Below are 13,521 nucleotides of genomic sequence, written 5' to 3' on the forward strand. Positions count from 1 at the left end.
CTTTACGCCGTTTTAAAGTTGGTGGCTGCCCCCCAAACCACATAGCCTGCGGGCAAGAAAAAACCAGCCAGAATATAGCCCGCAATCGCAGTGTCACTGGTCGCCATAGATTTCACCGTTTGAGGTAAAGTCACCACCTTCTGCACCGTCTGATCGGATATCACACCTTTACTAGCGGCTTTCGCAGCAATGGCCTCGCGCCCAGTCCAAGCGGATTTACCCAGTGAAGTCGCCCCTCCCATAGCAGCACCGGAAGCAGCGCCACTCAAAGTCGATTTAAGTACACCCTGATACCATGGCTGATGCTGGGACACATTGGTCAGCACGGTCTTGAGGTCAGAAGTAATCGCACTTTGTAGAGCACCGCTGGCCGCATTGATGGCTGCTTTACCAAAGGCGCCACTGACGCCTTCAAAGCCACGGGTCAGACTATCGGTCGCCGCGCCTAAGCCCTTACCCAACCCGCCACTGACAAGCCCCGTAGCCGCCCCGATACCGACCGCTTCAAAGAAGCCTTTGGCGGTAAAGTCACGGCCGTGCTGGATGTCATAACTGAGACCACTGGTACCCGCACTTTGAATGGTGGAACCGAGCACATTGATACCAATGGTCGACCAGCTGGTGGAGGCCGTTTCTGTTGCAGTAGCCCCCGCAGCGACTTCCGCTGAAGCGGATGCACCGGCAGCGGCAGACCCTTCCGCCCCCGCTGCGGCAGCACCAGTACCGGCCTCGGCAGCAGCTTCAGTCCCCATGGCGCCAACTGCAGCCCCTTCAGCAGCGACTTCACTACCTTCGACCGCCGTAGCAGTACCAAGCAATGCGGCGTCCGTTGAGGCGGCAGCGGCATCCGAAGCACCACCGGTAAAGAGTGTCAGACCAACACCCACCGCGGTGATGGCCACCATCGCAATACCAATACCAACCTCGGCCCAAATAGAAATTTCACCGGTCGGATCAACAATGATCAATGGACTGTTATTGGCGAAAACATAGCCACTCGCGAACTGACGACAAGGGTCAGGCGTCAGGAAGCGACCAAGCTGCGGGTCATAGAGACGGGTACGGAAGTCGTATAGTTCAAGCTCAGCATCCCAGAGCTGTCCCTGGAATCCGTAGGGAACGGGGTCCGTGCCATGCACCTTCGACATCTCACCAAAGGGCAGATAGGTTCGGGCACTGATGAGCGCCTGATCCGCGACCACGCCCCAGACGGAATCGGTCGTGTCGGTCAGCAGGTAATAGGTGCGATCAGCGACCCAGGCCAACAACCCGGTCGGGCCATGGAGTACCACCGACCACTGACCATTGATGAGACTTGCCACCGGCACCTGTCCAGCCCCCATAAAATCAATCTGAATCTCACCACCGGTCTGCTGCTTGACCACCCTGCGCTGTGCCGAACCGTAGGCAAGGCGGGTCGTTTGCCCACCGCGACTGACCGCCGTAGTCATCCCGGTCGCCGGTTCATACTCGAACTGGCGGCCGGAATCTTCCAGTAGCTGGCCACGGGCCGAATAGAGAAGCGTTTGCAGCGGAGTGTCGGCCACCTCGATACTGCTCAGGCGGTTACTGCCTGCAAGATAGTCAAAGCGACTGGTCTCACCATCACGAGTGACCTGCCAGAGGTTGCCGTTCGGATCGTAGCTGTCGTAGCTCACATTGGAGGCCCCCTCAGCTCGGCTTAAGCGTCGCTGCCCGTCATAACCAAAGGTATCGTTGTAGCTCAGAGTGAAATCGCTGAAAGCGAAATCCACATCACGTTTGGACATCGCGCCATCGGCATCGTAGTCGAAGCTAAAGCCCAAATGTTGCGAGGCATCGGCGATGGACTGTGTCTGCATCGACAGAATCCAGCCCGGCGAGTTATAGCCGACTACCCGTTGCCAGTCGCCGGTGGTTTGGATGACGGGATAGTTCTCGGCCGAATAGACAAAGCTCGCCAAGTCATCGCTACCGGCCTTCGTACCCAGACAGACGATATTGCCTTGATCGTCGTAGCTATAGAACACCTTCGCCAGCGGCGCACCGTCGGGCAGTATCAGACAAGTGATGTCGCCCATCTGGTTATAGCTGTACCCTATAGCGCCTGAAGCCTCGGTATCACCGCTCACTTGCTGCGTCACCGTCACAATATTACCCGCGGCGTCGTAGCCAAAGGTTTCGAGGATACGAATCTCCGTACTGCCAGCGACACTGGCGGGCGCCGCATTGATTGCGGTGGTTTTCCACTTCATGCCCAGCAGCGAAGGCTGATGACCATCACCGTCATACTCGATGGTGACCGTCGAGTGATAACCCGGCGTCGAAGTCAAGGGCCAGGCAGAATTATCCGCATGGACACGCAGTGCCTCAGTATCCCAACTGGCAGTGAGGATCCCCTCTTCGACCATACGGCCAATGGCATCGTAGCGGTAGAAGATAAACCACTGTTCACCCTCTCCCATCGCTGGTTGTACAAAGCGCAGGTTACCCACAGTGTCATAGATGAACTGCATCTGACCATTATCTGGGTCCGACAAGGCGAGTGTTTCCTGCAAGGCACTGGCGTGAGTTTCGCGGACGTAGTCTGCATCACCACTCTGAGGGCCAGAAGTCAGCGCATTGGGTAATTGCTGAAGGATAGAAGCGACGGGGCCTGCTGTCGGTGCAGCATAACTGCGCTCACCTGCACTCTGATTGACCCGGCTGTGCTGATCATCAAAGAACTCCGTTGCCACCTGCTGTCCCATCAGATCATTAATCTGCGAAGACAGGGTTTTCATCGCACTCGTGACATCCGACTGCAAGTATTTACCGGAAGGTAGTGCGCCATCAGCCCCTGTCGCCGCATGGTAGGCATACTGCACCGTTTGCCGCTCAGTTTCAGGCACTGAGAGATTAATGGCGTATGCGCCCCCCGGCTGACTGGTTTCAAGCTTCACAGAACGGGGTGAGGCTTCATAGCGGACCCCCCAATACGGATAGCCTTCATCATCGGAACGGCGATAGCCCTGATCCTGCTGACCGGCGTAGTAATCGGCAAGATCGCCCTGCATGACCCAGTCAGAACCGGTAGCCGTCAGGAACGCCGCCACATCCACAAAGCCGGAACGGTAGGCAAGCACGGGAACCCCAGCCCCCGAGCCGAAAGAGCCCGGAGCACTTTTGGTCGTCGCCACTTGACGGTCCAACTTATCGAAGATCAACTCACACAGGAGGCTGTCATCGTTGTGCAGCTGGTGCACCTGACGCTGACGTCCGCCTGCATCGTTGTAGGACAGTCCGAGGCGAATATCCATCACCCCGGTTAAGTGGCGCAAGGCACTACCGGTACCACCCAGGGTCAGGCTCACCTGAGCGTTATCCGGTGTCAGTTTGTGACTGAAGAGCAGCTGGCCATCGGCGAAGAACAGCACAACCCCCTGCCCCACCACCATAAGGAGATGAGCGGCCAGGGCCGGTGGAGTTGCCAGAGCTGTCAGCGCCTGGCTGCCCAGCGCACCCGACCAGCCCTGACCATTCCAACCAAAGCTCAGATTACCAGCAGCAAGGCTAATTTGCGTGGCGGTGACAGACTCCAGTTCACAATAAACAGCATAAGTACCCTTAGGCTGACTCTGCCACTCAAGCACTGCCGGTCGGTTACCTTCGACACGCAAAGCCCCATTACTGATCTGCCACTGATCAGCCTGCTCAGGCTGCCAGCGGGTAAGCCACTGCCCCCCATCGCGGAAATCCTCAAGAATACCGCCTTCGGTGGTATGCAGGGTCAACTCAGCATTGGGCGATGCACGATCAAAGGCATCCCGGACATTGCCCTGACGGGAAAGGAAACTCATGGAGATCTCACGCACCTTACCAGAGGTGCCTACCGACACTGAGGGACGACCGCTCCGATCATAATAGGTACGGCTGGTCCGTCCACTCATGTCCATGGAAGAGAGGATCTGCTGGGAATCAGGATCAAAACTACGAATGGTCGCCCCAGCGACTTTGGGTGTCAGTAACACTGAGTCCAGATGCACATCACAAGTCGTGCTGTTATCCAATACGATCTCCAACGTCAGCGCGCCTTCAGGAAGACCGTCGAGCTCTACTGCCAAAGTTCGATACTGCCAGCGGTTGCTCGTATCCGCCCAGGGTAGACTTATGGACTTTTGATGCTGGCCATCGACCCGCACGTTGATCGTCATACCACTGGTGTTGGCAGTCAATGAAGCAGGTGTACGGTAACGGCAACCCAGCACATAGGTCTGGCGCCTGTCCGGAGTAATGACAGTACTCAGGTACGCATTGGCGGAGGCCGGCAAACGTGCCGAACGCGTTCCGCTGTAGGCATCATCCTCGTCGTACAGCACATCAGATAGTGTCCAGCCTTCGCTGGATTCATAGGCCTGAAAACCGAGATAGGCGCATCCCTCATGGGAGGCATTGGCAATCCGGGCAATCGCTAGCTCTTCTTTAAGGTCGTAAAAGGTCGCGGACGGGTTACTCAAGCCATCGATATTGGCCGCCTCCTGACCAAAACGTGTACGACGAGTCGTTCTGGCGCTTAGCAACCATCCCTCAGGCGACGAACCCGGAGTGTAGGAGGCAAAAGGAAATGCCGGATCATTACTGGTCAAGACTGCAAAACCGGCTTCAGGCGCAGGTACCTGAACCCCTTCGTTGTCACTGTTCCAATGGGTATAGGTTGTGGCATTGGAAGACAATAAAGTCTGCTGTCCCCCCTGCCCCTGCCAGTTCACAATCAGTGCTTCATCCGCCAATGCATGAATGGCGACTAACGAAGGATAAGAGGAGATTTCCACGCCAAACCGGGTCACGCTGACAAAGGACTCTTCGTTACCTGCTCCTGAAAAGTTATGTGTCGTGACCGTCACCGGCTGACCGCTGTAAGAAAGAGACAGCCCCTGATTCACATACTCGGTGCGTTTGACACTGGTCACGCCGTCACTCATTGACGTCTTTTGCTTCGCTGTCACCCATCCACCGCGCAGCGTAATCGCGGGTGCCGAGGCATCGAGCGGACTGGAGGCAACACTTTCGACCACTTCCCAGGTGGTGGAGTCACTGGCCACCAGATGGTTGCTGGCATCATAGGTCTCTGTCGCGACCAGCATGCCATCAAGCATGTCGTAGTAGTTGTCACCGGTCTGATCAGTCACACCGTTCAGGTAGCGGCTGACCACATGGCCATCGACGGCACTGCCCGGGTCGAGGGTGCCGGGATAAACGGCATTCTGATAGAACTTGACGATATTGCCGCTAGCATCAGCAGTGGCGGTTGCCGCATCAGGCAGAAAAGCCGTAGTGATCGGATCACCAAAACCATCATCCATTTCCACCGCCATCACGGTGTAATGCTCAATGGGGCCACTGACGGCATAGCCTGCGTAATGGTGAAGAAACAGCGACTGGGCCTGATCAAAACTGCTGTAATGGGATGGAAAAGCCGCAAAGACGCCGGGCCCCTGAGGCGAAACGCCTGGCCCCATCAACCCGGCATCACTGCCAGCGGCCAATTTCTGATCCGCAAAGGGCGTGGGAGCGCCCGCCAGACCACCATTGGCGATGATCAGGGTTTGAACGGATTTATCCGCATGAGATTCAACGGTATAGGTCAGGAAGGCAGGTGCCGCATCGACAAGAGACTGGGACTGATAGACCCCGTTGGCTGAGGCCGCTTCGCTGGCAATATTGGCCGTCGCGCTCTGGCTCATGACCTGCGACCAGTTGGTCGAGGAGCCACGAAAATATAGATAAGGCCCGACCACCGCCCAGTCATCACCACTGGCAGATGGCCAGTTATCGGCAGGTGTCGACTGATTTGGCAAGTCTTCTCCCAACGCCGTCGGCCCAACCCACAAAGCAGGCTGCTCAGGATCAAAGGCCAACACTTCGGCCTGAGCCTGGCCAATACCGGTCATCGGTGCCGTGACACGAATCACAAAATCCTCGCCATAAGCAAAGCGCGAATCATATCCCGTAGGCGGATTAGTGCCGGGGTTCATGGCGGTGTTTTGGCTCCAACTTTTACCATTACGACGGAACACGTTACCGTTGGTCGCCACCAACGTATCGTTCAACACCTGTGGTATCCAGGTGCTGGCCGGGTTTCCGCTGCCGAACCAGTCAGTGAAAGCACCATAGGCACTTTGTGTCAGTTGATAGTCACTATCCCAGTCCAAAATCCACTGTTGATAGGTGTTCTGCTGGCTATTGGCCGACGTGCGGTTTGTGACCACGACCAGGCTGCTACCCGGCACCAACACGGTGTCATCAACAGAGACCACCGACATACCGTCCAACTTAAGAGCGCCAGCATTTTTCCATTGCAGCGAGGAATCCAGAGCAAATAGCGAGAAGCTGCCGTTTCTGTCGAGCACTACATAGTAATCATTGCCGGCGGTCAGCCAGCTGTAAGTTGCGGCACTGACCGTCTGAGTCTCCCAACTCTGGCTGGACCAGCGCCAAGTCAGCACTTCATAGGACCCCGTCAGGCTGGAGGCGTCCATCTGACTGACAACAAAGAAGGTGCTGCCGCCCACAAAAGTCGGTGCCGCATTCGTACTGGCATAACTCAGAGTTGGTGTATTCAGTGCCGTGGTGACCTGATGAATAGTCGCGGCGCGCCACTGCCCAGGGCGAGCGCTATCACGCTCAAACACATAGACGGCTAGGTCACCAGAGGTACGGTTAAAACGCAAGGTCAGGAAATCCGCCCCCGTCTGCACATTCAGGGTTTCCAGATCGAGGCCCTGAGTGTCGATCAATGGCGAGTCCGCCGAGAGCTGCCAAATGAGCCAGGACCCGGTCCAGGTCAGTACCTGCAGGGATAGCTCCTGTGAGTTCTGGTTGTAGTAACAGACGACGGCATAATCACCGCCAAAGAAGACGCGTGGAGTCGCCCCCTCAGACACCTGCGCCGGGCGCGATACCTCAATGGAACGCTCAGCCAGCACCAACTGCTGATCATTACTGTAGGTATAACGAGCCACACCGCCTTGGGGATAGGTCACGGCCTTAAGCGCACCGGGCTGACCACCCTGAGTGTTCATCGCCAGATCATAGTCAAACCGCAGGCCCGGTGAGGCTGTGCCGTCCTGATTGTACTGAATAATGCCTGTCAGGAAGCGCTTGTAAGTGTTGCCCTTCAGCTCACCGGTAAAGTCTGTGACGTTAGCAACCGGGCTGGATGGGCTAGGCGCAAAGTCGAAGCCCAGACTGAACATTCGCTGGCCTGCCGCATCATCAACGGTGACGAGGTCCAGATAAAAAGTCTCGTAACAGTCCTGATAGGGACTGGGGTCATTCGATGGCGTTGCCGAATGGGGGTCGTAATATTCGCGGGGAGATTCTGCAGCGGCCTCCCAGAGCTTGGATTCATAGTGAAAGTTAACTTTGCGACCGTAACTGTCTTCGATCTGGCTGAGGTACACCGCCTTGGTGTAAGGCTTGCCTTCGACACCAACCCGCTGCTCGACCTCCGGCAGATAGCCCTGCTGATTACGAGTAAATCTATTGTAGCGAAAGGTGACACGGCTGCCGAAACGATCTTCCATGGTATTGAGATACCATGCCCGCGCGACCTGAATCTGGCCAGAGGTCTGATTGCTCGCGCCCTTCCAAACCGGTGCAGCGGATTCATTGGTCCACCATACAGACCAGGCGATACTGTTATCGTTAGCAGTGGCGAAACCTTCAGGGGTATTGGCCGTTTGTCCACCAAAACTGCGACGTACCGCTTGGTCACTGACAATCAGCCAGCGCTCATAGTCGGGGTAATAGAGAATCTTCCAGAACTGGTAATTCTGCAGCTGATAAAGCTCACCGCCATCATAGGCATTCAGGGCCGAGCCCTCGGTTTTCAGAACAAATTGCTGCTGCAGATCCGCATCATCCAGTGTCCATTCTGGCGCGGCACCGGCCACTTTCGTTTGCACCGAGAGCGCAAGACCATGTTCGAGAAACTGAGCACGTATCGCTGTGGGCACGGGCATGCCGTTTTCCAGCCCGCCGGCGAGCGACCCCTCCATGCAAAACAACATGGGCACGATAGACTGACGCACCAACTGATTGGCCGAGCCATTATCATACAGGGTATAGGCTCGGTTTCCCGAAGCAGGCGCGCCCTGATCTAGTGCTTCAATCCAGGTCAATGGCAACTGCCAGCCCAACCCCAACACACCAGTCGGCGCATCTGCATTCCAGGTGGTTGCGGCACGAAACACATTACTCTGGTACTGCACGCTCAATATAACGTCCAGTGCATTGCTTTGGGAGCGCCCTGGCAAGGTGAAAAGGGTCTGGGAAAGGTTAACGTCGCCACGGAAGAGATTGACCGAACTGGCGAGATTGCCTTGGGAACTGCCATCCATCTGAAAAGTTCTGACGGCGGGAGTCTGAGTGGAGCTGCTAGTTGAAGATGACGCAGGCATAACGTTCCTCCTGAACATCAATGCAAATCACCCAAAAGACCGGCCGAGTTGCCGGTCTCAGGTTAAAAAGAAAACTCAGGAAGAGATCAAGACGGTGTGACCACCACCATCACAGACACATTAGAGTCGTTATTGCTCTGTTTATGACCGGAGTCATCAGTGAGGAAAGCACGAGCATTATCGAGATTTACCGAAGTACCGTCAGCCTGCCAACCTGAGCAACCACCCCCAATGGTTTTCACGTGGTGGTCATCGCCGCCAAAGGTCACCGTCAGGTTTTGTAGTAGCACAGCGGCTTCCTTGATCGTTTTATCTTGCAGCTCATCGGTGAAATCCACTCCAAATTTGGAGTCGGTTTGCTTATTGGTTACCGCCTTGGCCAAAATACCGTTCTCGGTCGTCGACGCTGCCAGCGAGCCCCCATCGATCCAACCGCTAGCGAAATTACCACTGGTATCAACCATCTGCGCTTGTCCGGTAATTTGCCCATTGCTGCCACTCTGGGAGAAGCCGGCTGCAGTAGTGAACGTTTTTACGTGGTGATCTTCCGTCTGACTCAGATCCCAGCCAGACAAAAAAGAAGCGCTGATCGACAAGGAATTGCTGGGCAAGGGAAAGGCTGGACTCTCTGCACCCGAGGCAATGCGGTTCTCATTGACCAGCGCCACGTTAGCGTCCTGACTGCCGATGACCGCAATACAGGTGACATGAATCGAGGAGGAACCCGAGTCAATGCCATGACCAGAGTCATCATTCAGCTTAGCTGTAATCTGGGCGGTCACTTGCTGAGTGGTTGGTTTATTGGCTTGAATGGAGAGTTCCAGTTCCTTGACGTGATGGTCGTTACTACCGAAAGAGAAGTCCCAGTATGAAATTCCGACAACATAGGCCAGAACCGAGTCATCAAAATTGAAGGTCACACTGCGATTAGGAGCGGTAATTTGAGTATCGATTGAAATTGGCATTGGAGAATCCTTTCACTGTAGTTTTTGGGCATCCAGTCCAGCAACAATCAAATAGAACAAAAATCCGAAATAAACCAAGACTTTCGTCACAAAAAATTACTGGACGCAACAAAAAAATAAGCCAGTCCCATAGAAAAATCCATTTTATCTTTCCAAAAGACCACCTCGAAGACTTCAAGATCTCTACACGCTTTGCTCGTAGGCCTTACCTACAAGTAATTGAGCCCATGCATATGAATAACCTCTCTCTTTAATCCTGCCTTAAGCTCCCCCTTTTACTGTCTCGGCATACGCTGGCCCTTGAGATTAAGGTGCCACCTGATTCCCGACACCATTGCCGAGGAGACATCATGCCCCCCGAGACAGTGCCATCAAGTTCTGTGACAAGCCGTCCAATGCCCGGCAACACCCAAGAAGCAATTAAAACCCAGCCTCCAGGCTTAAAGCGTCTATATCAGGCCTGTGGTTACTCCTGGCGAGGATTCAAAGCCGCTTGGAAAAACGAGGCCGCTATTCGTCAGGAGTGCTTAACCCTATGCGGCTTAGTGCCTTTAACCCTGATACTGGATGTCAGCCATATTGAACGTGCCTTGTTAGTGGCCAGCCTGTTTTTCGTTTTAGTCGTTGAGTTGCTGAACTCCGCGATAGAAGCCACCGTGGATCGTATCAGTACCTCACACCATCCGCTCAGTGGACAAGCCAAAGACATGGGATCTGCTGCCGTCATGGGCGCATTAATCATGGCTGCGGGGGTTTGGTTATGCATTCTGCTATAATCCATTTTTGGCGTTTCCACTTGATATACCCAGCCATCACCGCCGGATGCATCGCCTCACTATGGATGCTATGGCCTTTGGATCAGATCACCGCTGACGAGCTTTATCGGTGGCAAGGCCAGCAATGGTATTTTGAACATCACTGGATCACACAAGAGGTGATTCATATTGGTGGGAAGTGGCTATCGATAGGCATGGGGCTGACGGTCTTAGTCGGCGGATTATTGGCGTGGAGAAGCCCCGAATATCGCCACTGGCAACGGCCGCTAGCTTATCTATTTTTAGCCACAGCCAGCAGCGTACTGTTGATTTCATTATTAAAGGGGATCACCCATCTCGCTTGCCCCTGGGACTTCTCTCGTTATGGCGGCACCATCGCTTGGATCAACCGATGGCATCATTGGCAGCCTCAAGGCAATATCCGTTGTTTTCCTGCAGGCCATGCCAGCGCGGGTTATGCCTGGCTTTCGCTCTATTTTGTTGCGATAGGCCATTCAAAACACTGGCGCTGGGTGGGCTTAGCTATTGGCTTATCCCTAGGCTTGATTTTTGGTTTCGCACAGCAATTACGTGGCGCTCACTTTCTTTCTCATGACCTGACAACAGCAGTCCTTTGCTGGAGCGTTTCATTGATTTGGTTCCGGATACTCTTGTGGCCCTCTTCAGAAAAACCGAAACAAGAAAAGCGCGTACTGAATCAGTGCTCATCCGCGACCTCAAGTGCTTCCTAACAAACACATCACCACTAGCCACTAAGTGCGAGATTGGATTAATGCGATATGCCATAAATAAAGCAGTTGCTTTTTTAACTAATTTTGATCGTCAATGGAAATTAAAAATCTGGCCATCATCGATATCCTTACTGATATTAAATGGAATCATCTCACTTACACTCACAATCTTCTATAATCAACACTTTTTTAGCGCCCTCTATCATTTATATCCCTTCTCGATCACTCACAATATATTATTTGTGGCCAGTGCAGGACTGACTATCACCTTAATCACATTCATTATTCTTTGCCTCATCACACCTAACTCCTTTGCCAAACCTATATTGATGCTTATTTTTATAGGATCATCCGCCACCAGCTACTTCATCAACCAATACGGTATTGTGATGGATACAGGCATGATCCAAAATATTTTAGAGACTGATGCTAATGAGGTGACAGGCACATTCAATTTAGACCTACTATTTCATTTATTCGCTCTAGGGCTTATTCCTAGCATCATAATATGGAAAATTAAAATAAAGTCTTCAAAGTGGCGCCATAGCTTACTGTTCAGAGGACTCGCGATAATGATCGCACTGGTAATGATCACATTGACACTCATGAGTTTTTCTAACACCTACGCAAGCTTCTTTAGAAACTATAAAGAAGTCAGATACAGTGCAGTGCCACTTAATTATATTTACGCCACCGGTCGCTATATTTATAACCATCAGCAATCATCGCTGGTTTATCAAAAACTGGGCACCGATGCACATCTGGGCCCAGTGGCACAAGCTCAGACCAAGCCGATCCTGACGATATTGGTTGTTGGAGAAACCGGACGAGCGGATCATTTTGGCCTCAATGGCTACACTCGCAATACCACGCCCTTGCTTGCCCAGCAGCATTTGATCAATTTTGATCAAGCCTCATCTTGCGGCACCTCTACCGCAGTATCAGTACCTTGTATGTTCTCGCGGCAAGATCGTGCCAATTACAATGAAGCCCGCACGCGATCTCAAGATGGGCTACTTCAAGTACTCCAATATGCAGGCATATCGATTTTATGGCGTGACAACAACTCAGGCTGCAAAGGCGCCTGCCAAGGCGTACCTTACCAAGACATGAGCCACCAGAATGACCCTTTGAATTGTAATCAAAGAGAGTGCTTTGATGCCGTGATGCTCAATCAGCTTAATCAAGCCATTAAAAACTCAGGAAAGAACACACTGATTGTATTACATCAGCATGGTAGCCATGGTCCAGACTACTATCACCGTTATCCATCTCAATTTGAGTTTTACCAACCCACTTGCCAAACCAACCAGTTACAGCGATGCAGTCAGGCCGAACTCATTAATACTTACGATAACACTATTCGTTATACAGACTATTTTCTCAACCAAGTCATTGAGTGGTTAAAAACACAAGAGGGACAATATAATACAGCCATGATTTATGTCGCAGATCACGGCGAATCCTTGGGGGAAAATGGTATTTATTTACATGGAATGCCCTATATGATGGCACCGAAAGAGCAAACACATGTACCATTTTTTTACTGGCTATCTGACAATTTCACACAGGCCTATCATATTGATACGGCCTGTTTAGCCGCTAAACAACACCAAACCGTTTCCCAAGATAATCTCTTCGACTCGATATTAGGCATACTGAATGTAAAAACTCATATTTATCAACCTGACCACGATATACTGGCCAGCTGTCAATACTCAGGTTAATAACGGCCAATGACTCGGCACAACAAAGCATCGCTCAGTCTCAACCCAACACTGTTGTGCCGGTTGCCAGGCTAAGTGAGCCAACAGGCGAGCCCGCCCGCTGGATTCAATATGATCAGCCAGTGTATTAATGCCTGGGGCTAAGACACTGGAATAGGTTCCAAGCCAGTCAGCAGGCGGCAATATAACAGCTGACGATAACCAATCCGTACTGATATCACTCACTCGATACCAAAACAACGATGGATCAGTGGCCAGTGCGCTGACAGGTGGCGCCATAGCCGCTGAGCCGCCTTCCGGATAAAACAAGGCACCCGGCATGACCATGCGCCGAACCTCGGGTAAAGGTAATCCCAGAGCATTCAGTTGCGCCTGGGTGGGGTCACGCTGGCTCATAGGCAGCTGATGATTCAATAAGCGAGCAAGCTTGAGATCCAGTCGATCACATGCATTAGGCCCATGCCACAAGCCCGTCGATGGCCAACCAAGATAGAATTTAACTGCAATTTCATGGTGCTCAACTTGGCCGGTCTGGGGGTGCCGGAAAAGAAAATCGAGCTCACCTAAGGTCTTACCCTCATGATGAATCTGGATATTGCGCGCGAGCAATGTCCACCCCATCACCTGGGTCATAAGCGTTTCATACAAGGTCTCAAAATAGTGGCCGAGCTTTTGCTGTCGGGCTTCAAGTAAACGATTCTGGGTCGTATCATCATCGACTAAACGATCAATCGCCACAATTTGCCTCGACGTAATCTCATCACACGGCATAAAGCTGTGTTCACCGCGTATTAAAGGCGGCGAAGTGGCCAACCAATGCAAGTCATTCACCCAAGAGGGCTGCATCAACATCCTCGCTTCTAATAATCGGAGTCAAACGGTTTCTCGTACAAGGCCGTGTT

Annotated in this window: 6 protein-coding genes; 3 read left to right on the top strand and 3 right to left on the bottom strand. The window is 52.9% G+C overall.

The window, feature by feature from the left end; translation table 11 throughout:
- Positions 1-2: 2 nt before the first annotated feature.
- Both BFW38_RS08750 and BFW38_RS08755 read right to left on the bottom strand, forming a co-directional pair.
- Positions 3-8,420 carry an RHS repeat-associated core domain-containing protein gene (locus BFW38_RS08750; protein WP_068998035.1) on the bottom strand — a complete coding sequence of 2,806 codons (8,418 nt, stop codon included), beginning with the start codon at positions 8,418-8,420 and terminating at the stop codon, positions 3-5.
- 86 nt (positions 8,421-8,506) lie between these two features.
- Positions 8,507-9,385: a hypothetical protein gene (locus tag BFW38_RS08755; RefSeq protein WP_068998036.1), complete on the bottom strand. Its 879-nt coding sequence runs from the start codon at positions 9,383-9,385 to the stop codon at positions 8,507-8,509.
- A gap of 350 nt (positions 9,386-9,735) precedes the next feature.
- On the opposite strand from BFW38_RS08755, the gene BFW38_RS08760 reads away from it, so the two are divergent.
- From BFW38_RS08760 to BFW38_RS08770, 3 genes are read left to right on the top strand one after another with little or no spacing between them, the layout of a single operon-like run.
- The gene (locus tag BFW38_RS08760) at positions 9,736-10,161 is read left to right on the top strand and encodes a diacylglycerol kinase (protein ID WP_281180388.1); all 426 of its coding nucleotides are present in this window, start codon (positions 9,736-9,738) and stop codon (positions 10,159-10,161) included.
- Complete coding sequence (locus BFW38_RS08765; RefSeq protein ID WP_139116583.1) at positions 10,146-10,892, top strand: phosphatase PAP2 family protein; 747 nt, start codon at positions 10,146-10,148, stop codon at positions 10,890-10,892. The genes BFW38_RS08760 and BFW38_RS08765 overlap by 16 nt, the downstream gene beginning before the upstream one ends.
- Positions 10,893-10,933: 41 nt before the next feature.
- Positions 10,934-12,619 (top strand): phosphoethanolamine transferase, encoded by a 1,686-nt coding sequence (locus BFW38_RS08770; protein WP_068998038.1) that lies wholly within the window; start codon positions 10,934-10,936, stop codon positions 12,617-12,619.
- Here BFW38_RS08770 and BFW38_RS08775 read toward each other — a convergent pair.
- Positions 12,611-13,465, bottom strand: a complete 855-nt coding sequence (locus BFW38_RS08775; RefSeq protein ID WP_068998039.1) for a DUF1853 family protein — start codon at positions 13,463-13,465, stop codon at positions 12,611-12,613. The genes BFW38_RS08770 and BFW38_RS08775 overlap by 9 nt on opposite strands.
- Positions 13,466-13,521: the final 56 nt, after the last annotated feature.

Origin of the sequence: Terasakiispira papahanaumokuakeensis (assembly GCF_001709345.1) — a bacterium.
Taxonomy (GTDB): domain Bacteria; phylum Pseudomonadota; class Gammaproteobacteria; order Pseudomonadales; family Halomonadaceae; genus Terasakiispira; species Terasakiispira papahanaumokuakeensis.